This window comes from Pseudoalteromonas obscura (assembly GCF_030135505.1).
Lineage (GTDB): Bacteria > Pseudomonadota > Gammaproteobacteria > Enterobacterales > Alteromonadaceae > Pseudoalteromonas > Pseudoalteromonas obscura.
In genome coordinates, this window is sequence record NZ_JASJUT010000006.1 from 1 (window position 1) to 21,147 (window position 21,147).

Below are 21,147 nucleotides of genomic sequence, written 5' to 3' on the forward strand. Positions count from 1 at the left end.
TGTGTTAGGCCTGCCGCCAGCGTTCAATCTGAGCCATGATCAAACTCTTCAATTAAAAGTTTTTTGAAACCGAAGTTTCGTGCTCAATGAATTCTGTATAAATTGACTATATAGTCACTCATAAGAAATTGAGACTCTAATTCTTTTGCTCCTGAATCAAGAGCTGTTAGAACTCAATCTGTACGAGTGCCCACACAGATGATTGCTTCATATTTTTAAAGAACAGTGTAACTAACCCTTGGTTAGTTACCGCAGCGTTGCTGCGAAGTGGAGCGCCATATTAACTTCTTCACTTTTAAAGTCAACTAGAAAATTTAATTTTTCTTAATTAAGCTTTCCGTTTAACTTTGACCTTCACCTTGGTTTGCGTTATTGCTTGCGTCCCGCCGTGTCAGTGGGTGCGCATTATAGGGAGATCCAAATTTGGATCAAGTGTTTTTTTGAGAAAACTTATAAAAAACACTTAAATGAGCAAAAATCACTCTAAAACACCCAAAACTATAAGCTTTGTCATCATTTTTTAATCAAAATGTCATTACTTTTCGAAAAAGGAATTTAAGTATTGTACAAATTTGAGAAGTTGCAAGAAATTTCTCGGCGCGAATTTATTGCGCCGAGAATAAAAACTTTAGTAGAGAAGACTATATAATTTTCTACGGAAGGTTGCAGCTACCGCGTCGCCATCAGGCAAAGACGCGATAATATCTAAAAACCCTTTTTTGGCTTCGCCAAAAGATAAGTCTTTGCTCAAAACCTTAAACAAAGACGCTAGCGCCTCTTCTTTTTGACCAGCATCTACTTGTGCCTGTGCAAGTTCACATAATAACGATAAGTCATCTGGGTTTTGCTCTACCGCTTGCATCAACTTTTTCACTTCAGGGGATTCTTGCGCTTCCTGTGCTTGAACTAACTTCGCCTGTAAGTTGTGGTAGTAAGCATCATGTTGATCTTCTGGGATCGTTGCAAGCAAAGCTGCCGCATCATCAGTTTTCTGTATTTGAATACAAATATCAGCAAACACCAAGTTCACTCTCGGATTTCCTTTGGCAATATCATAGGCCTGTTTTGCATGAGAATAGGCCCCATTGAGATCTCCGGAAGTCAACGCTTGTTTAGCTTGATCCAATAAAATCAGTTCTGGTGAAGGTAAATGTTCAGTCAGTACTTTAGTGATTTCTTCTTTTGTTTTAGCACCCGCTAATACATCAACTGGAGAGCCAGCTTTTAAAACCACTACTGTTGGAAGTGCCTGCAGTCCGACTTGCTGTGCAAGTTGACCTGCTAAAGCCTGCTGTAGATCGCAATCTAATGTAGCAATAGTGATGCAGCTACTATATTGCGCAGCCAATTCATCTAAAATGGCTGCCTGCGCAATGCAGTCAGGATGCTGGGCACTATAAAAGCTTAGCAACACTAGATGGTCTGCAGATGAAGATGAAAGTACCTGCTGGATGTTTTCTGGCGTTAATGTAATTTTGTTTTCCATAATGGGGCATTCTTAGTTGCAATTCTATTAGCTATATGGTGACTTGTTTTTCGTTTACAAGGTAATTATATAGAACTATTTGCTTTTTCCTTTGTTTGTCGACCTGCGACCTGTTTTTCGATAGTTACCTTTCCTTTTGAAGGAGCTTGCTGTTTTAATACCTTTAAGTGGTTCAGTATTCAGTGTCTGAGATAAATCGACTAACTCCGCCAATTCATTCTGCAATGGCAACATAAACTGATTATAAGAGGCCGCTTTTTGAGCTATATTAGTTAGCTGAGACTCCCACAATGCTGTTCTATCTGGTAGCGATAAGTCTACTGGAATAGTATTAATAAGACCTCTTCCAAGATCCGTAGATTTAATTGATTTACCTTCCCTAGCTAGAAAACGCCTTTTAAAAAGCAGCTCTATTATCCCAGCTCTTGTTGCTTCCGTACCTAGACCGTCTGTTTCTTTGAGAACCTTTTTAATGTCACCATTTTTTACATATCGAGCTATGCCTGTCATCGCACTAAGTAACGTCGCTTCGGTATAAAATTGAGGAGGCTGAGTGTGCTTTTCTTTTACTAACCCATCGATACAATGCAATGGCTCTCCAACATTAAGTTGTGGCAACTGCTTTTTTTCGTCCTGTTCTTTTTTATTTGACTTAAAAAGAACTTTGAAACCTAGGTTGATCACTGTGTCAGCTTTGGCAACAAACATTCCTCCAGCAATCTTTAATTGAGCCTTGGTTTGCGAGTATTCATAGGGAGGGTAAAACTGAGCCAGATACTGCCTACAAATCAATCCATATACTTGTTGCTCTTGATGCCCAAGCTGTGCTGTTTTGAGATTTTTTTTGGTGGGAATGATGGCATGGTGCGCCTCTACTTTTTTATTATTCCAACACTTACTCTTGATATTTGGATCAGCGTTTTCGATATGTTGCTTTTCTTCGCCTTGATTGTTCAAAATCGCAGCGAGAATATCGTTGCGCTCAGCATAGTGGTCATTTGGAAGATACCGATTATCAGATCTTGGATAGGTAATGAGTTTGTGCTTTTCATATAAAGCCTGACAAATATCTAACACTTGTTTGGCTGACATAGCATAGCGTTTATTTGCATCAATTTGTAATGAAGACAAATTATAGGGTAAAGGTGGGTTTTGCTTTTTAGGTAATTGATCCAACGCCGTAAGATCCGCAGGTTTGTCTTTGATTCGACCTGCAACATTTTCAGCTAGCGATTTAACCAACACTCGCTTTTCTTCATCCATATACGGCAAGCAAGCATCACTGGGCACCCATTTAGCGTCAAATTGCTCACCATTTACTTTGCGAATTACAGCTGTTACTTCATAAAATGGCTTAGAAACAAAGTGTTCTATTTCCTCATCACGACGTACCACCAAACCAAGCACTGGAGTTTGAACTCGCCCAACAGACAAAACACCTTGAATACCCGCTTTTTGTCCAGCCAGAGTATAAGCTCGGGTTAAATTCATACCATATAGCCAGTCAGCTCTAGCCCGTGCCAAAGCTGAAACACTCAATGGAACAAAGTCTGCGTTCAGTTTTGTCTGACTCAGCGCCTTTTTCACAGCACTTGGGTTCAGGTCACTGATCAACACACGTTCAACAGTTGCTTTTTTCGTTTTGGAAAGCTTAGCCTCTTGGATAACTTCATCGACTAGCAACTGACCTTCTCTATCAGGGTCTCCAGCATGGACTAGTATTGAAGCTTTTTTTATCAATCGCTTCACCGTCGCTAGTTGCTTTTTCGTTTTTGGTTTGGCTTTAAACTTCCACTCTGAGGGTACGATCGGTAGATCTTGGATCAACCATTTCTTATACCGCTCATCATAGTCTTCCGGCTCGGCTTGTTCTAATAGATGTCCAATGCACCATGTAACACAATCGCCATTTCCGAGTTCAATAAAACCATCTTGCTTTTTATGCGGTTTTGGAAGGACGTCGGCAATGGCTCGACCAAGGGAAGGTTTTTCTGCAATGTAGAGCTTCATAAATGCCAAAAACTGTATATTTTTACAGTTATTCTAGCCAACTCCATCCAACAAATCTAGCCGTGTTTATCATTTATCAGGTTGAGTAGCTTCTTGTGCAAATTAAATTGAGAACAAGCTACTCAAAATTTTGCTCGCTTACGTTTTTAATAAACTCAGCTGACTATGCTTCTGTTCAACTAGCTGTGTCATAGCACTTGCTGCGTGCTCTACATCATCAGCGTACTTAGCTAATTCACGTGCGGCGTCGGAAATATTAGTGGTATTGGCATTCACCTCTTCCGTAACCATACTTTGTTGTTCAGCAGATGTGGCTATTTGTGTTACTTCATGAGAAATACCATGGAGCTCAGTTACTAAACCCGCCATAATTTTCGCAGCATCGCGGCACAAGACCGTTGCCTCACTTCCTTGCTCTACCGTTTGCTCGATAATTTGTTCAGAACCACGGATCTCGCTTTGTAAATTTTCGATCAAAGTACTGATATCATCTGTTGAAGCTTGTGTCTTTGACGCAAGTGCACGTACTTCGTCTGCTACAACTGCAAATCCTCTTCCTTGTTCTCCCGCACGAGCAGCTTCAATAGCCGCATTCAATGCCAACAAATTGGTTTGTTCTGCAATAGATCTAATTACATCAAGTATTTTCGAAATATCGCCGCTGCGTTTTGCAACTTTATGAAATGCAGCTTGTGCGGTTGATACCTGAGAGGCTATCTCTTCGACAGTTTTGGTTGTCGTGACGATACTCTGTTCGCACTCTCTCACTGTGCCGACTGCGCCATCGGTCGTTGTTGCTGCCTGTTCAGATGCCCTAGCGACTTCGCTGGCCGTTGCACTGAGTTCATTAATAGCGGTGACAACATTATCTATTTCAATATGCTGATTAGATACTTTGTTTTTGATGTTAATTGCTGCTTCTGTCGTCACATATGACTGCTGATATGACTGCTCAGCAAGCCCTTTTAAGTCTGCGATCATGGCTCTCAATTTGTTCGTGAAAACATTAAAACCATTCGCTAAAGAAATAAGCTCGGCATGATGTGTGACCTCTAAATTGTGCGTTAAATCCCCTTCACTAGAAGCGAGATTAACAATCCTTGCTTCAATTTGGGAAAGAGGTTTCGTAATGGTGTTTATCAAAAAGATGCTTAAGGCTAAAGCCACTGAAATCACAATAAACCCGAGCATTAACAACCATAATCCAAAATCACTGGTTGATTGATGCAGTTGTTGCTCAATCCTATAGGCAGACGCAAGCACTTGCTGCTTCGGAACTTCTATTACCAATGACCATGTCTTATTTGCTAATTCAATTTCAATTGATTTTGCAAAAAACACCTTACTTTCAGTTTCTGCATAGCCACCTTTTTGGTGCAATGTACTAAGCTTATTTGCCAATGACACTTGTAATACATCGCTCAAAGGGTCACCCAGATTATTTGCGTTATGGCTAGCCCCTGCAATTAGTCCTAACTCACTCAACAGAAATACTTTGCCTTTACCCTGATATAAGTTGTTTGAAAGCTCTTCCACTAATTTTTGCAAGCTAGGCAAATTAACATCAACTCCTATAATCCCCTTAAATCGCCCATTCTGACGTATAGGTACAGTCAAAGAAGTCATCAGCATTTCTCGACCAGGCGAAATCTCATATAGATAAGGTTCCATTATACAGGGCGCATTTATATCCCTCGCGCACAGATACCACTCAGCTTCACGTATACCAAATTGGTTGCGCGCTTCAGCATATTTTGCGTCAGAAGACGCTACATTATGCTGCGTTACACCGCTACTATCTCTAGTAAAGTACATTTCGAGCGCCCCACTTCCGGTAACGGAGTGTGACGCTCCCTGTATGTAATCTGTATCTTTTTTATCGTAGCCATTTGGCTCGAAGTGCGCATAGATAGAAGAAACATTGGCGCTTTTTTCGAGCCCCCCCATAAGTAAAGATTGCAATTCATTTCTGTTCAGTGGCGAGGTATATGTAGATTCAATTGATCCAGCCAGCGTGTTTGGAATTCTATAAGCTGCATTTAAAAAACTGGCTATTCTCTGTCCGTAATATAATCCTTGAGCCGCCAGTCTCGCATTTATTTCCTGCAACATTGCTGAGTGGACCTCTTCACTTTGTCTGTTATTTTCCTCTTGCAAATGTAACCAAGTCGTCACCACTAGAATCGCAATAACCGCAATAACTAGGGTTGTTACAAAGAGCATGAGTTTATTTTTTATCGATACCTGCTGCATACGCGACCTTAAGAAATTCCATCTATTTTCGTTGGGAGCAAGAAGTAATTAACGTTTTAAAACTACCAACTAAAGTTAACTGACTAAATAATAATAGTTTATTTTACTACAGAAATATTAAAGAATAATTGAAAGTAAGTTTTTGAGCTGAATTTTGCAAGAATAAATTGCGATAGAGTTACTGGAAGGAAAAACGCGCTAATTTTTAAACTGGGTAAAAATATTACAATTGTTGGGTAATGGGCAGTTGGGTGCCACAGGCACCCAACTCGAAGTAGGTTTTAATCCTCTTCTATTTTGTCTTTTCCTGTTGTTTTGTCTGTAGAATCAATACGGTGGTGAATAGCTGATTTTATTAACATATAACCACTTATTGGAGCAGTAATAAGTAAAAACAAAGAAATCAAAATTTCCTTTAAGCTCAAACCGTCACCGTACTGACTATAATGCGCCATAGCAGCAAATAATAAACAAGCCATACCCAGTGTCGTTGCTTTTGTCGGACCATGCAAACGCATGAAAAAATCAGGCATTTTTACCAACCCGATTGAGCCAACCAAAACTAAAACACCGCCCATTAAAAGTAAAATCGAAATAACAATATCCACTTTCTCAGCCCCTATTCAATTATGTCGCCGCGTAATAAGTATTTACATACAGCAACGGTACTCACAAAGCCGAGTAACGCGATCAATAATGCCGCTTCGAAATACAACGATGTTCCCATGTTCATACCGTATAGGATAATAAGCGCAATGGTATTAATGTACATAGTATCCAAAGCCAGTATTCTATCAGGTACAGATGGGCCAACAACTAGACGCCATAAATTCAGTAACAACGCCAAGCCAATCATGGCAAAAACAATTAAGATGATCGTATCTAACATTCAAAGATCTCCTTTAGTGGCGCTTCATAACGGGATTTTATTGTTTCAATCAAGGTCTGCTCATCATCCAGATCTAAGACATGGATCAACAAGTACTTTTGGCAATCCGCTTGTTCACCTTCGAGCGTTTCTGGCCACGGATACACTTCGGCGCTCACTGTACCAGGTGTTAGTGAAACTGTGCTTGCCAAAATGGTGATTGGCATTGCCTCATGTAGGTCTAAGGGAACTTTTACAAAACCAGGCTTTAATTTTTTAGTTGGTCCAAGAATTTTGATCGCAACCTCAATATTTGCAGTCAAAATATCGTAAAGAACTAACATCAAATGCCTTAATGCCCTAAATGGCTTCACTACCAATGGCTGTTTAGTTCTAAAAGGGTGAGTTATAAGCGGTATTATAATCGCCAAAACTATTCCCAAAATAACATGCCCTAGCGCCACAGTATTGTTAAGCAGTAACCAAACTGAAAATAATAATAAGCTTCTAAAAGGCGTTGGTAGCCATTTATATTTTGCTTCAAGTCTCATTTACCTGCCCCCTAATACATGTTGGATAAGGCCGTAAAAATTATGCAATTCTACCGCTGCAAATTGCGCGTAATCAGTGACCGGTCCAGCAAATATCACCATCAATGGTGAAGCCGCAACAAGCATTAATACTGCAACAATTTGCACTGGATGTGCCTTTTCTTCAGTATTTGCCTCACCTTTACCGGTATGGTGCCAAAACACGGTGCTTCCCGCTTTTGAAACTGAGACCAATACTGCTAGGCTCGCAATTAGGTATATTGGCCAAAACCAGTGACCATGGGCAGATTCTAGTGTTGACTCTAAAATCCATACTTTACCGATAAACCCTGAAAGTGGGGGCATACCAATCACAGTAACCGCCGCAAAAATAAACGCACCACCTAAAAATAGAGGCTGTGCGACTGGGCGACCAGCAGTAATACGATCACTGACTTTGCCCCTTTGTTTGCCCACTAAATCTGCGATTAAAAACAGCGCTGCGGATACCAGTGTGGAATGCACTAGGTAATAAATTGCTGCTGCACTGCTATCTACTGTTTGCGCAGCAACTAAAGCTACAAGAGTACCCACCGAAACCACAACAAGATTCGCAACCATTTTTCGTAAATCTTGGCTCGCTAGCACCCCTATGGCACCCATAACAATCGTAGCCAATGCCAGCCACCAAAGCCAATGCTGCGCCATATGACTTAACTCACCCGCCTGTTCGCCAAAAATTAACGTATACACACGCATCATTGAATAAACGCCAACTTTAGTCATGATTGCAAACAGAGCGGCCACAACAGGCATGGCTGTTGAGTATGTATTCGGTAACCATAAATGTAATGGCAACAAAGCGCCTTTTAACGCAAAGACAACCAATAGCAGTAGACCACCTATTTTCGCCAAATAAACATCATCACCTTGCAACTCCATAACGCGCGTTGCCATATCGGCCATATTTAACGTACCTAAAGTACCGTAAAGAATACCCAACGCAATTAGAAATACAGATGAACCCACTAGGTTTAATATCACATATTGCAGTGCTGCTCGCGTATTGCGCTTGTCGCCTCCATGCATAAGTAGCGAATATGAAGCAATCAACAGGACTTCAAAAAATACAAAGAGGTTAAAAGCGTCGCCAGTTAAAAACGCACCGTTTACACCCAACACAAGGAAATGTAATAGCGGGTGGAAAAAGCTACCTTGCTCATCATCCCCGGCACAGCTATACAACGCACAGACAAGCCCCAAAAATGATGTCAAAGAAACCAATAAGGTAGAAAGTGGATCAGCTACTAGGACAATACCAAACGGGGCCGACCAATCACCTATCGCATATACTTGAGTACTATTGCCTTTGACAAATGCTAGCAATGAAACAGATACGGCGGTTGTGAGCAACCCCATAAAAACTGAAACATAACGTCTAATTTTTAAGTTTTTCCCACACGGCGGCATTAACATTAAAATTGCCGCCAACATAGGTAGTAATACAGGTAAAGAGGTTAAATGTTGACTCATGCCTTACCTTGCTCCTTGACCTGACGACCTTTAGTTTTGGTTTTGTCAGGTACTACACCATTTACGTGGTCGTTACCTAAGTCTGCACGCCCACGGATCGCTAAGATAACCACAAAAGCTGTCATCGCAAAACCGATAACAATTGCCGTAAGCACCAATGCTTGCGGCAGTGGATCCGCATATGTTTCACTGTAACCTAGTACTGCGGCCTGGTTCATTGACAGCCGGCCTGATGCAAACAAAAACAGGTTCACTGCATACGAAAGCATGGTCAAACCAAGGACCACAGGAAAGGTCCTTGCTCGCAAAATTAAAAACACTCCGCAGGCCACTAGTAGGCCTACGCATGAAGAATACAAAAGCTCCATTAAATATTCACCTCTTCTTTGGGCGCATTCGCAGTCACTTTACCAAGGCTTGCCAATATCATTAACGTTGCTCCAACAACGGTTACATATACGCCTAAATCAAATACTAACGCACTGGCCAGCTCAATTTCACCAATCAATGGAATATCAAAATAGTCAAACCAAGTTGTTAAGAATGGACGGCCAAAGGCCCAGCTGCCCAATCCTGATAACATTGCTATAGCGATACCCGAGGCAATGATTTTACGGTAATTCAAAGTGAATCGCTCTGCTATCCAGTTTGAGCCATGAGCGATGTACTGCAAGATAAACGCAATTGCAGTAACAAGACCTGCGATAAAGCCTCCTCCCGGCAGATTGTGACCTCTTAAGAAAATATAGAAAGACACTAATAACGCCAGCGGCAATAGGCTTTGCGAAATTGACGCTAACAACAGTGGATAGCGTTCTTTAGCCCACGGACGACCTTCTGAATCGCTGCCCGGCATGAACAAAGGAAGATGAATGATTAGTTTATAGATACCCAGAGCAGCAATACCCAATACGACTATTTCACCCAAAGTATCAAAGCCCCTGAAATCTACTAAGATAACGTTTACGACATTTGTGCCACCACCACCTGTTTTAGCATTTGCCACAAAGAAGTCTGAAATAGATGACAATGGTCTTGTAATGAGTGCGTAACAAATACTACCAACAATCACACCAATTGCAGAAGCAACTCCTAGGTCTCTTAATGTTCTAATCGAGCTCGATTCCTTAGGTGTTTTTTGAGGCAGGAAGAATAACGCTAACATCAGCAAGATAATGGTTACTACTTCAACAGTAAGCTGGGTCAAGGCTAAATCTGGCGCTGAAAAACGTGTAAAGGCCACTGATACCATCAAACCAACCACTGAGATCATCAGCAGTGCCACCATACGTGTACGATGCCAAATAACCGTACCAATTGCACCAATCATTAGAAGGCCAGCACCGATCCCATTGTGGATGTCTACAGGTGTTAGCGCATTTTCACCAACAAGTTGACTCATTTCAAACAACGGCCAACCGGCACTCAAGAGCACAACCAACAGCATCAACATCAAATAGCGTTGCAGTGAGCCATTTTCGATGGCGCTGATTTTGTTTTGACTCCAAGTAACCACTGAATACATCGTTTTTTCAAAACCTTTTTTGGCGTTGATTGGTGGCAAAGATGCTTGAAATTGGAATAGATACTTACGCTGAGTGTAAATCAGTAGACCACCACATACGGCAATGGCACTCATTAACAACGGCAAATTCAGTCCATGCCAAATGGCGATATAAAACTCAGGGGCTTCATCACCCAATACCGCGCCAGAGGCCAGTCTTAAGATACCGTCTACGACAAAGTTCGGGAACATACCTACAATCAAACAAAGCGCCACTAAGATTTCAATCGGTACACGCATATAGCGCGGCGCTTCATGTGGCTCTTTTGGTAAATCTACCGGATCACCATTAAAGAATACGTCATGGATGAATCTAGCTGAGTAAGCCACAGAAAAAGCAGCGGCAATAGTTGCCAAGATAGGTATTAGCCAAGACATAGAACCAAGCAGTTGCTGATGTAACGTTTCTGCAAAAAACATCTCTTTAGATAAGAAACCATTAAGCAGAGGCACACCCGCCATAGAAGCCGCTGCAACCATAGCCAAAGTAGCTGTATAAGGCATAAAACGCCACATACCGTTTAATCTTCGCATATCACGGGTACCAGTCTCGTGATCTATGATCCCCGTTGCCATAAACAGCGAGGCCTTGAAGGTTGCATGATTAATGATATGGAAAATAGCTGCTACAGTTGCCAATTCAGTATCTAGTCCAAGCAACAGTGTAATGAGACCGAGATGACTGATCGTCGAAAATGCCAATAACCCTTTCAAATCATGCTTGAACAATGCGATATACGCGCCAACAAGTAAGGTTATTAATCCGGTTAATCCAACCAAAATAAACCAAATTTCGGTGCCAGCTAACGCCGGGTAAAAGCGCGCCAGTAGGAATATGCCTGCTTTTACCATGGTTGCAGAGTGCAAGTAAGCACTCACAGGTGTAGGCGCAGCCATTGCGTGAGGTAGCCAAAAGTGGAACGGAAATTGAGCAGACTTAGTAAAGGCACCTAAAAGCACAAGCACTAGAGCAACTTCATATAAATCATGAGCTTGAATAAGCTCTCGGCTAGCAAGTATGATATCTAGGTCATAGCTACCAACAATATTACCAATGAGAAGCAAGCCGGCTAGTAGTGCTAGACCACCGCCTCCAGTGATAGCTAACGCCATTTTTGCACCTTTACGTGCTTCTGACTTATGCCACCAATAACTGATCAATAAAAATGAGCTAATACTGGTTAATTCCCAGAACACCCATAATTGAAGTACGTTATTTGACATCACAATACCCAACATAGCCGTCATAAACAGCATTAAGTACGCGTATAGCTTGGGCATGGAGTCATTTTCACTTAGGTAGTAGCGAGCATAGAAAATCACTAATATACCGATACCTAAGATCATAAATACGAATAAAAGTGCCAATCCGTCCAATCTGAAAGACACATCAAGATCGAGTATAGGCACCCAATCTAGCGTTGCGCGGACAGCTTCCCCAGCAAACACTGCGGGAGCTAAATCAATGGCCAACAAAAGGGCCACAGTGGGTGCAATCAAAGTGATTGCAGTCGACTGATTGCGAGAGAGTTTACCTGTAAATGAAGAGAGTAAACTGCCTAACAAGGATATCAAGGGTATCCAAAGCAAAGTCATAAAGAAGCCTTATATCTTCGATGCCGTTCATTACTATTAAATGCACGTTATGATTACGTCATGGCGATCGTGTTCTGTTTATTTTTTACGTGCATTTTTATCACACATAACGTCTACCAGTTATACTTTATTAGTGTTTGACTTGTCTAGGGTTTCACATACTGGCTGTTCAATTTATAGGCAAGATTAACAAACAATTCAGATCCTGTTCATAAAAGGTGCCGCCATTTAACCCTAACTACTCGTTTGCAGATAGCGCATTCAAATAGTTTTGATAATCGCTAGGTGCTAATAAAGTTTTATCCAATGACTTTAACCATAATCCTAAATATTGGTTTGACAAGTGGATTTCGTGATATTCCATCTTTGATACAGCACGCTGGGGTTTATATGATGGCAACTTACCAAACTTACATGTTTCACTCTGATACCAACCTTTTGGTGCGTTTTCCCCCACGTATAAATTGGGTGCTTTCAAGCCCTCTGTCGCACAGAGCCATTTTGCTCTATTTGCTGATACTGGGTATTCGTCTTCAAAATAGGTAAAATGCATCAGCTCATGAATAAATAACTCAAAACCACTTTTACTATTCAGTGCCATAACACCATGGCGGACATTCGCAAGACCGGGTTTATCAGTCATGATCACTAGGTGCCGCGCTTGTTTTGTTACTGGTTGCTCAATTAAATGATGTATGTCACAACGAATAAACTCAGTACCTTTTCCTCTGCACTGTGTCAGATCGCCAACATAATAGGGCTCTGAGAAACAGTATGGTAGCTCTGTGGAAAATGAACTATCCATATACTTAGCCTTTAGAAATGCGAGCTGTTTAACACTTCGCAAAGACTCCGCAACTAAAACAACCTTGTGCTCACACGGTATACTTTGCTCATTTCGACCAAATATAGAAAAGCCCAATGAACCCGCGCTATCAATATCAATTTCGTCAATTGACTTACTTTTATCCATTGCGTTCAGTGTCGAATATGGCTCTATCTCGCCAAATCGCTTGAGTACACGGTTCATATAATAAAACTGCTGTTGCTGCCGTAGCAGTTCTAACAAGCGTATATGGGATGACCTCGGAGCACTATACCAGTGTCGCTCAAGTAGCAGCAGGGCCTGTTGATGTTGTCCTTGGTCGATGAGCCGAATTGCCCATTCAAACGCAAAAAAATGATACCCAGAGCGCCGAAGAGTCAATACTTGGTCATTACTCAATCGCTCGGGTGTCTGTTTTATTAGCTTGTAAGCAACAGTGTCTGGATTGAGGTCTGATTCGGCCTGCTCGACAAAGGCGGCAATTTTCTGCGGGGTAAGGTCTTTAACATAAGTAAATTGTTGGCTGCTACTAGGGACAGCCAACAGGATGAAAATGATGCCAGCAATATACTGACGAAACATCATTTAACCGGCGCTTTTTTGTAAAAGCGCTTGCCTGATTAGCTGCAACTCTAGTTTTGCATACTTGTGTTCTACAAACTCATAAACATTCGTTGCCAGCGTCAACCTAAAATACTCCGCTGCTTTCAGGTCGTTGCCAGCTCGAAGGTGACGTTTAGCTATATAGAAATAGGCCTCACAAAGTCGCTCTGCATATTCTTTCTGTGACTGAACCCCAAGGGTAACACCTGCCAGAAACTGTTCTTCACTCAGCTGATTTAAGTACAATTGAACAATTTGCGTCGACCACGCAGACGGGTTCAACTTTTGGCTATTAATTGCCAATTGCTCTTTAGCAACAATCGGATCAACGTCATTTTGAGCTAAAAACAACCATAATACTCTGTAGGCATCATCGTCTGCACTTGCCAAAAACCGCGTAAGATCCTCTACTGCAAGTTCGGCCCTATCCCCGTAATACAGCGCAATACCTCGGTTTAAATATGCATATTCATAACTTTCGTCTAACTCTAATACTGAGTCAAAACGCTCATATGCTTGGGTAAATTCTTGCCTTAAAGTGTGATGTATTCCTAGAAAGTTATACGTTTCGGCTAGATCTGGCTTAAGCTTCAAAGCTCGATTGAAGTCAATTTGTGCCAACTGGGGTAAGCCCAGACTATCGTATAGTTTACCACGTATGTGATATAACTCTGCTCTTTGGGTTCGGGTCAACTCTGGACTATTGAGTAACTCACTGTACCTAGCCACTTCAATTTGCGCACGTGGGTCTGGTTGCAAAGGCTCTGTGAATGGGATTGGCAATACAGGTAGCATGGCATTATGATCACCCGCTTTTTGCGTGCTCTGACAGCCCAATAAGCTTAATCCTAACAATGGTATTAATAAAAATCTCAAGGTACTTCCCTCTATGGGCCAGATAATTGATGATGTCAGCCATTAAAGCACAAAAAAAGGGGCCATTCAGCCCCTTTTAACGAAACTTATTGTTTCTTTACAGAAAATTACTCACCTTTTGGAGCTTGCTCTGCTGCAGGCTCTGATGGCTCAAGCGCTTCTTTGATGCTTAAGCGAACACGGCCCTGACGATCAACTTCTAGCACTTTAACTTTAACTTCTTGACCAACTTTTAGGTGGTCAGAAACGTTGTTAACGCGCTCTTTGCTGATTTGAGAAATGTGTACTAGGCCATCTTTACCAGGTAAAACATTTACAAACGCACCGAAATCTACGATGCGGTTTACTTTACCATTGTAGATAGTACCAACTTCTAATTCAGCAGTTAACGCTTCGATGCGAGCAATCGCTTCTTTTGCGCTGTTACCGTTAGTTGCAGCGATTTTAACTGTACCGTCATCTTCGATTTCGATCGTCGTATCTGTTTCTTCAGTTAGCTGACGAATTGTAGCACCACCTTTACCGATTACATCAGCAATCTTCTTCGGTGGAATATTCATCGTGTAAATACGTGGAGCAAATTCAGAAAGCTCTTGTGAAGGTGCAGCAATAGCTTGGTCCATTACGCTTAGGATGTGCATACGAGCTGCTTTCGCTTGACGTAAAGCAATCTGCATAATTTCTTTAGTGATACCTTCAATCTTGATATCCATCTGAAGTGCAGTAACACCCGCGCTGCTACCGGCAACTTTGAAGTCCATATCACCAAGGTGATCTTCATCACCCAGGATATCTGAAAGAACAACGAAATCATCGCCTTCTTTAACTAGACCCATTGCAATACCAGCAACAGATGCTTTAACAGGTACACCTGCATCCATAAGAGCGAGTGAAGTACCACATACAGATGCCATTGAAGATGAACCATTAGATTCTGTGATTTCAGATACAACACGTACTGAGTACGGGAATTCTTCTAAACTCGGCATTACCGCTTGAACACCACGCTTTGCAAGGTTACCGTGGCCGATTTCACGACGCTTTGGAGAGCCAATGAAGCCTGTTTCACCCACACAGAATGGAGGGAAGTTGTAGTGAAGCATGAAGTGATGCTTGTGAGTGCCAACAAGATCATCCATCATTTGTGCATCACGCTCAGTACCTAGAGTAGCAGTTACTAGTGCCTGAGTTTCACCACGAGTGAAGATTGAAGAACCGTGAGTACGCGGAAGTACACCAGTCATCACGTCAAGCGCACGAACCATGTCTGGTTCACGGCCATCAATACGTTTCTCACCAGCGATGATGCGACCACGTACAATTTTCTTCTCAAGTGAGCTGAATAGTTTACCAACTTCTTGCTCGTCCAGCTCTTCGCCTTCAGCAAGTTCAGCAGTTAGCTTTTCGATTACTTCTGCTTTTGCTTCAGACAGAGACTCTTTACGTGCTACTTTGTCAGTAATAAGGTAAGCCGAACCAACTTTCTCTTCTGCAATTGCAGCTACTTTGTCTGCTAGAGCAACGTTTTTCTCAGGCGCAGTCCATTCCCAAGCTGGTTTGCCAGCTTCAGCTTTAAACTCTTCAATTGCTTTGATGATAGCTTGAGACTGGTCGTGACCATAAACAACCGCACCTAACATCTCTTCTTCAGTTAAGATTTCGGCTTCTGATTCAACCATCAATACCGCATTTTCAGTGCCCGCTACAACTAGATCAAGCTTACTTTCAGAAAGCTCTTTTACAGTTGGGTTAAGTACATATTGGCCATCGATGTAACCAACACGAGCCGCACCGATAGGACCATTGAATGGCACACCAGAAATAGCAAGTGCTGCAGAAGTACCGATCAACGCAACCATGTCAGGCTGAATTTCAGGATCTGAAGAAACTACTGTCGCGATAACTTGAACTTCGTTCACGAAACCGTCTGGGAATAGTGGACGAATTGGACGGTCAATTAGACGCGCAGTCAGTGTTTCTGAGTCAGAAGGACGACCTTCACGCTTCAAGAAACCACCTGGAATGCGGCCAGCTGCGTACATTTTTTCTTGATAGTTTACAGTAAGAGGGAAGAAGTCCTGACCAGGCGCAGCTTCACGCTTACCAACAACAGTAACAAGTACTGAAGTATCACCAATGCTTGCTAAAACCGCTCCGTCAGCTTGACGCGCGATTGCACCAGTTTCCAGGGTCACTGTATGTTGACCTAATTGGAATTCTTTAATTATTGCTTGCACAAAAATATTCCTTAAAAAATATATTAAAACGCCAACAACAACCAATTACAGTCTTAAATAGAACACCCAAAAAGCTTTGGTACTCATATAGATCTACTTAAGCACTACAATTGGCAGAAGTATCGGCGCTTGCTCAGCACTATGCTTGAGCGAGGGTAAGTATACTGCTAGTACACGCACAAAAAAAGGGGCGAAGTCGCCCCTTTTTTATTGTCGGATAAAAATCCAACAATTCATCAAATTCTTAGCGACGTAGGCCAAGCTCTTTGATCAACGCAGCGTAACGCTCAACGTTCTTACCTTTTAGGTAATCAAGAAGGTTACGACGTTGGCTAACTTTACGTAGTAGACCACGACGAGAGTGGAAGTCGTGTTTGTGGTCAGCAAAGTGGCCTTGTAGTTTGTTGATATCAGCAGTTAGAAGCGCTACTTGAACTTCAGGTGAACCTGTGTCGCCTTCTGCGCGAGCGAATTTTGCTACGATTTCTGCTTTTTCTTTGTTGCTTAGTGACATAATAAACTCCAATTTAAATAAATTTAATGCTTTAGCCGATCACTAATTCAGCCAAAGCGACAAAGCGGCGGCATTGTATCAGTAATTCACGCCGCTGACAAAATTATTGTGCACTCGATAGCGCTCTTTTTGCTTTAAGATGACCGTGTTTGTTACGCTCACCGATACCAATAAAGGTATCTTCTGCCATAACCTTGATTACCCCTTCAGGGACTTCACCTACAACAACTGTTTGACCATGACTAAATGCAACACCTTGCTCTTTAGTTAAAGTGATCGTAGGAAGATCAACAAGTGCTGTATCCATCGGCAGTAATAGCTCATCAATATAGGTAGATGGCTCAACCTCATCATCTTTAGCTTGTTGTAACTTTTCTTCTAAAGCTTCAATGGTGATCATCTTTTCAGCTGGATAATGACCGACACCACTACGGTGTAGCATAATAACGTGCGCACCACATCCCAGCTTCTCGCCTAAATCATCAACGATAGTGCGAATATAAGTACCTTTTGATACATGCACTGTCATTTGAATTTGCTGGCTTTCAACATCATATTCATCAAGCGTGATGCTATAAACGTTTATTTTTCGACATTTACGAGGTACTTCAATCCCTTCACGAGCATACTTGTATAATGGCTGGCCTTGATATTTAAGCGCAGAATACATCGAAGGGTATTGATCAGACTCACCTAAAAAGCTAGCAACTTCCTGCTCTAATTGCTGTTGCGTAATGTCAACAAGGCGTGTTTCAACGATTTCCCCATCTGAGTCTGATGTAGTAGTTCGTTCACCTAATTGTGCACGCACAACATAAGTTTTATCTGTATCTAATAGAAACTGCGTAAACTTTGTCGCTTCACCAAAACAGATTGGCAACATACCCGTTGCAAGCGGGTCCAAAGCACCTGTGTGCCCTGCTTTTTGAGCAAAGTAGATGCCTTTGGCCTGCTGTAGAGCTTTATTAGATGAGATCCCTTGAGGCTTGTGTAAAAGTACAATGCCATCAACCGGGCGACCTTTACTACGACGGGCCATTACTCTTCACCACCTTCTACTGAATCAGTATCTTCGCCACGCTTTTCTTTATCAGAACGGATCACTTCATCAACTAAATTGGAAATACGCATACCTTCCATCAGTGAATTATCTAGGACAAACTTTAGCTCTGGCATAATGCGCGCACGAATACGCTTGCCTAAGATCGAGCGAATGTATCCAGTCGCATCATTCATGATAGCGAGGTTTTGTTTTGTATCTTCATCGCTCTTACTGTTTAATACAGTTACGAAGATCTTTGCATAAGATAAATCACGAGATACTTCAACTGCGGATACAGTTACCATACCAAGTCTTGGATCTTTTATTTCTCGTTGCAAAATAACCGCAATTTCTTTTTGAATTTGCTGTGCAACACGATCCGTACGAGAAAATTCTCTCATTGTCACCACTTTTAATAAGCTATTGATTTTTATGTTATAAAAATCTAAAAAACACAAACACAAATGGGGGCTAACGCCCCCATTTCAAGGTTTAGACCCTGTTAGAATTACAGTGAACGCTGTACTTCAACAGTTTCGAATACCTCAATCTGATCGCCAACTTTAACGTCATTGTAGTTCTTAACACCGATACCACATTCCATACCGTTACGAACTTCTTGTACGTCATCTTTAAAGCGACGAAGTGATTCAAGCTCACCTTCGTAAATAACCACGTTTTCACGTAGTACACGAATTGGCGCGCTGCGCTTCACGATACCTTCAGTTACCATACAACCTGCTACTGCACCGATCTTAGGCGACTTGAACACGTCACGAACTTCAGCAAGACCAATAATCTCTTGTTTGAACTCAGGCGCAAGCATACCAGCCATTGCTTGTTTCACTTCTTCGATTAGGTCATAAATAACGCTGTAGTAACGTAGGTCTAGGTTTTCTGCTTCAATCACTTTACGCGCAGACGCATCCGCACGAACGTTGAAACCAACGATGATTGCATTTGAAGCTGCTGCAAGTGTTGCATCTGTTTCAGTGATACCACCTACACCACTACCTACAATCTTCACTTTAACTTCGTCAGTCGAAAGCTTAGTTAGTGAATCTGAGATTGCTTCAATTGAACCTTGTACATCAGCTTTAAGAACAACATTAACTTCAGAGATATCGCCTTCAGTCATGTTTGTAAACATGTTCTCAAGTTTCGCTTTCTGCTGACGAGCAAGCTTCACTTCACGGAACTTACCTTGACGGTATAGTGCAACTTCACGCGCTTTACGCTCATCTTTAACAACCGTTGCTTCATCACCAGCTGCTGGTACACCAGAAAGACCTAAGATCTCTACAGGAATTGACGGGCCAGCTTGTGAAATTTCTTTACCGTTTTCGTCTCTCATTGCACGGACACGACCGTACTCAAGACCACAAAGAACGATATTACCCTGCTCAAGTGTACCGCCTTGTACAAGTACAGTTGCAACTGGACCGCGGCCTTTATCTAGACGAGATTCAATAACAACACCTTGTGCCATACCTTCTTGAGGAGCGGTTAGCTCTAGTAGCTCAGCTTGCATCAAGATAGCTTCAAGTAAGTCGTCGATACCTAGGCCTGTTTTCGCTGAGATATGAACAAACTGCGTGTCACCACCCCACTCTTCTGGAATAACATCCAATTGAGCAAGTTCGTTTTTAACGCGATCAGGGTCGATACCCTCTTTATCCATCTTGTTTACAGCGATGATAAGCGGTACTTCAGCAGCTTTTGCGTGCTGTACAGCTTCTTTCGTCTGTGGCATTACACCATCATCAGCAGCTACAACTAGTACAACGATATCTGTCGCTTTTGCACCACGTGCACGCATTGATGTAAACGCCGCGTGTCCCGGAGTATCAAGGAACGTGATCATGTTGCCATCTGTTTCAACATGGTATGCACCAATGTGCTGTGTAATACCACCGGCTTCGCCGTCTGCTACTTTCGCTTTACGAATGTAGTCAAGCGTTGACGTCTTACCGTGGTCAACGTGACCCATTACAGTAACAACTGGCGCACGTGGACCAACGCTCTCGTTGTCGCTACGGTCACTCAATACTTTCTCTTCAAGTTCATTCTCTTTAACAAGAACAACTTTATGACCCATTTCTTCTGCAACATACTGAGCAGTTTCTTGGTCAATAACTTGGTTGATTGTTACCATTTCACCAAGCTTCATTAGTGTTTTAACAACTTCTGCACCTTTCACAGCCATGCGTGATGCAAGCTCAGATACTGTAATTGTTTCACTAATGCGTACTTCTTGTTTAACTTCCGCCGCAGGCTTTTGGAAGCCATGTTGAAGAGATGTAGGCGCTTTAAGCTTGCCTTTCTTACCACGTGACTGTTGTGCGTTAGTCTCGCCTTTCGCCTGTGGCTTTTTCTTTTTCTTACGACGTGCACTTTTCTCTTCACGTGCATCAGACTCATCTTCTGCTTCACGTGCATATGTAGAAGTAGTCATATGGTGATCTGCAGAAGCTTCGCGACGTTTGCGCTCTTCTTCTTCAGCTTTCCAGCGTGCTTCATTCTCTTCTGCTAGACGACGAGCTTCTTCAGCTTGACGTTTTGCTTCTTCTTCAGCTTTTTTTACAGCTGCTGCTTCTGCTTCAGTACGAAGACGTTCTGCTTCGATTTTCTCTTGCTCTTGTTGGGCGCTATCCACTTCTTTACTCTGCTGTTCTTTCGCTTGACGTTCTGCTTCTGCTTTACGTTTGGCTTCTTCTTTAGCTTTGCGCTCAGCTTCCTCTTTGGCTTTTCGCTCTGCCTCCTGTTGGGCGTTGCGTTCAGCTTCTTCTTTCGCTTGTTGCTCAGCTTCTTGTTGAGCTTTCAATTCTGCTTCTTTGCGCGCAGCTTCCTCTGCAGCTAAGCGTTCTTGCTCTTTTTGCTGCTCGATTGCGCTCTTTTTAACGTAAGTGCGCTTTTTACGTACTTCTACCTGAACCGATTTAGCTTTACCAGTAGAACCAGTAACACTTAAGGTACTCTTGCTTTTACGCTGAAGAGTCATACGCTCAGGGCCATCTGAACCTGTACCGCCATGCTGCTTACTCAAATGGTCTAGCAACTTGGCTTTTTCAGATTCACTTACCTGATCGCCTTTGGCTTTGGTGATCCCTGCATCTGTTAACTGCTGCAGTAATTTATCAACAGTTGTACCAATGTTCTCGGCTAGTTTCTCTATGCTCACTTCTGCCATGTTATGCGTTACCTCCCGT

The 21,147-nt window shown here is 42.3% G+C and carries 16 protein-coding genes; all 16 read right to left on the reverse strand.

Annotated features, from left to right (window positions below; genetic code table 11):
* Window positions 1-628: 628 nt before the first annotated feature.
* The 16 genes from QNM18_RS14595 to infB all read right to left on the reverse strand — a co-directional run bounded on the left by QNM18_RS14595 (window position 629) and on the right by infB (window position 21,128).
* Entirely contained in the window at window positions 629-1,486 is an 858-nt protein-coding gene (locus QNM18_RS14595) for a tetratricopeptide repeat protein (RefSeq protein WP_211012500.1), read from the reverse strand.
* A gap of 75 nt (window positions 1,487-1,561) precedes the next feature.
* Window positions 1,562-3,496, reverse strand: coding sequence for a DNA topoisomerase III (locus QNM18_RS14600; RefSeq protein ID WP_284137659.1), 1,935 nt, complete (start codon window positions 3,494-3,496; stop codon window positions 1,562-1,564).
* Between the two features lie 138 nt (window positions 3,497-3,634).
* On the reverse strand, window positions 3,635-5,749 hold the full coding sequence (locus QNM18_RS14605; protein WP_284137660.1) for a methyl-accepting chemotaxis protein: 2,115 nt from the start codon (window positions 5,747-5,749) through the stop codon (window positions 3,635-3,637).
* 281 nt (window positions 5,750-6,030) lie between these two features.
* Window positions 6,031-6,357 carry a Na+/H+ antiporter subunit G gene (locus QNM18_RS14610; protein WP_023397676.1) on the reverse strand — a complete coding sequence of 109 codons (327 nt, stop codon included), beginning with the start codon at window positions 6,355-6,357 and terminating at the stop codon, window positions 6,031-6,033.
* An 11-nt stretch (window positions 6,358-6,368) separates the two neighbouring features.
* On the reverse strand, window positions 6,369-6,638 hold the full coding sequence (locus tag QNM18_RS14615; RefSeq protein WP_023397675.1) for a K+/H+ antiporter subunit F: 270 nt from the start codon (window positions 6,636-6,638) through the stop codon (window positions 6,369-6,371).
* Window positions 6,632-7,168 (reverse strand): Na+/H+ antiporter subunit E, encoded by a 537-nt coding sequence (locus tag QNM18_RS14620; RefSeq protein WP_211012497.1) that lies wholly within the window; start codon window positions 7,166-7,168, stop codon window positions 6,632-6,634. The genes QNM18_RS14615 and QNM18_RS14620 overlap by 7 nt, the downstream gene beginning before the upstream one ends.
* Window positions 7,169-8,680 carry a monovalent cation/H+ antiporter subunit D gene (locus QNM18_RS14625; RefSeq protein WP_211012496.1) on the reverse strand — a complete coding sequence of 504 codons (1,512 nt, stop codon included), beginning with the start codon at window positions 8,678-8,680 and terminating at the stop codon, window positions 7,169-7,171. It lies immediately after the preceding gene.
* Window positions 8,677-9,048 (reverse strand): Na+/H+ antiporter subunit C, encoded by a 372-nt coding sequence (locus QNM18_RS14630; protein WP_023397672.1) that lies wholly within the window; start codon window positions 9,046-9,048, stop codon window positions 8,677-8,679. Before QNM18_RS14630 ends, QNM18_RS14625 begins: the two co-directional genes overlap by 4 nt.
* The gene (locus tag QNM18_RS14635; protein ID WP_211012495.1) at window positions 9,048-11,840 is read right to left on the reverse strand and encodes a monovalent cation/H+ antiporter subunit A; all 2,793 of its coding nucleotides are present in this window, start codon (window positions 11,838-11,840) and stop codon (window positions 9,048-9,050) included. Before QNM18_RS14635 ends, QNM18_RS14630 begins: the two co-directional genes overlap by 1 nt.
* 238 nt (window positions 11,841-12,078) lie before the next feature.
* Window positions 12,079-13,251, reverse strand: coding sequence for a hypothetical protein (locus QNM18_RS14640; protein WP_284137661.1), 1,173 nt, complete (start codon window positions 13,249-13,251; stop codon window positions 12,079-12,081).
* Window positions 13,252-14,145: a lipoprotein NlpI gene (gene nlpI, locus QNM18_RS14645; protein ID WP_211012493.1), complete on the reverse strand. Its 894-nt coding sequence runs from the start codon at window positions 14,143-14,145 to the stop codon at window positions 13,252-13,254.
* Window positions 14,146-14,252: 107 nt separating this feature from the next.
* Complete coding sequence (gene pnp, locus QNM18_RS14650; protein ID WP_211012492.1) at window positions 14,253-16,382, reverse strand: polyribonucleotide nucleotidyltransferase; 2,130 nt, start codon at window positions 16,380-16,382, stop codon at window positions 14,253-14,255.
* Window positions 16,383-16,626: 244 nt separating this feature from the next.
* Window positions 16,627-16,896: a 30S ribosomal protein S15 gene (rpsO, locus tag QNM18_RS14655; RefSeq protein WP_036975065.1), complete on the reverse strand. Its 270-nt coding sequence runs from the start codon at window positions 16,894-16,896 to the stop codon at window positions 16,627-16,629.
* A 103-nt stretch (window positions 16,897-16,999) separates the two neighbouring features.
* The gene (gene truB, locus QNM18_RS14660) at window positions 17,000-17,935 is read right to left on the reverse strand and encodes a tRNA pseudouridine(55) synthase TruB (protein WP_284137662.1); all 936 of its coding nucleotides are present in this window, start codon (window positions 17,933-17,935) and stop codon (window positions 17,000-17,002) included.
* Entirely contained in the window at window positions 17,935-18,339 is a 405-nt protein-coding gene (rbfA, locus tag QNM18_RS14665) for a 30S ribosome-binding factor RbfA (protein ID WP_211012490.1), read from the reverse strand. Before rbfA ends, truB begins: the two co-directional genes overlap by 1 nt.
* Window positions 18,340-18,446: 107 nt before the next feature.
* Entirely contained in the window at window positions 18,447-21,128 is a 2,682-nt protein-coding gene (gene infB, locus QNM18_RS14670) for a translation initiation factor IF-2 (RefSeq protein ID WP_211012489.1), read from the reverse strand.
* Window positions 21,129-21,147 lie beyond the last annotated feature (19 nt).

Bases quoted from the DNA above. Each gene is read 5' to 3' on its own strand.
- QNM18_RS14595 (WP_211012500.1), bottom strand. From the start codon at position 1,486: ATGGAAAACAAAATTACATTAACGCCAGAAAACATCCAGCAGGTACTT.
- QNM18_RS14600 (WP_284137659.1), bottom strand. From the start codon at position 3,496: ATGAAGCTCTACATTGCAGAAAAACCTTCCCTTGGTCGAGCCATTGCC.
- QNM18_RS14605 (WP_284137660.1), bottom strand. From the start codon at position 5,749: ATGCAGCAGGTATCGATAAAAAATAAACTCATGCTCTTTGTAACAACC.
- QNM18_RS14615 (WP_023397675.1), bottom strand. From the start codon at position 6,638: ATGTTAGATACGATCATCTTAATTGTTTTTGCCATGATTGGCTTGGCG.
- QNM18_RS14620 (WP_211012497.1), bottom strand. From the start codon at position 7,168: ATGAGACTTGAAGCAAAATATAAATGGCTACCAACGCCTTTTAGAAGC.
- QNM18_RS14625 (WP_211012496.1), bottom strand. From the start codon at position 8,680: ATGAGTCAACATTTAACCTCTTTACCTGTATTACTACCTATGTTGGCG.
- QNM18_RS14630 (WP_023397672.1), bottom strand. From the start codon at position 9,048: ATGGAGCTTTTGTATTCTTCATGCGTAGGCCTACTAGTGGCCTGCGGA.
- QNM18_RS14635 (WP_211012495.1), bottom strand. From the start codon at position 11,840: ATGACTTTGCTTTGGATACCCTTGATATCCTTGTTAGGCAGTTTACTC.
- QNM18_RS14640 (WP_284137661.1), bottom strand. From the start codon at position 13,251: ATGATGTTTCGTCAGTATATTGCTGGCATCATTTTCATCCTGTTGGCT.
- rpsO (WP_036975065.1), bottom strand. From the start codon at position 16,896: ATGTCACTAAGCAACAAAGAAAAAGCAGAAATCGTAGCAAAATTCGCT.
- truB (WP_284137662.1), bottom strand. From the start codon at position 17,935: ATGGCCCGTCGTAGTAAAGGTCGCCCGGTTGATGGCATTGTACTTTTA.
- rbfA (WP_211012490.1), bottom strand. From the start codon at position 18,339: ATGAGAGAATTTTCTCGTACGGATCGTGTTGCACAGCAAATTCAAAAA.
- infB (WP_211012489.1), bottom strand. From the start codon at position 21,128: ATGGCAGAAGTGAGCATAGAGAAACTAGCCGAGAACATTGGTACAACT.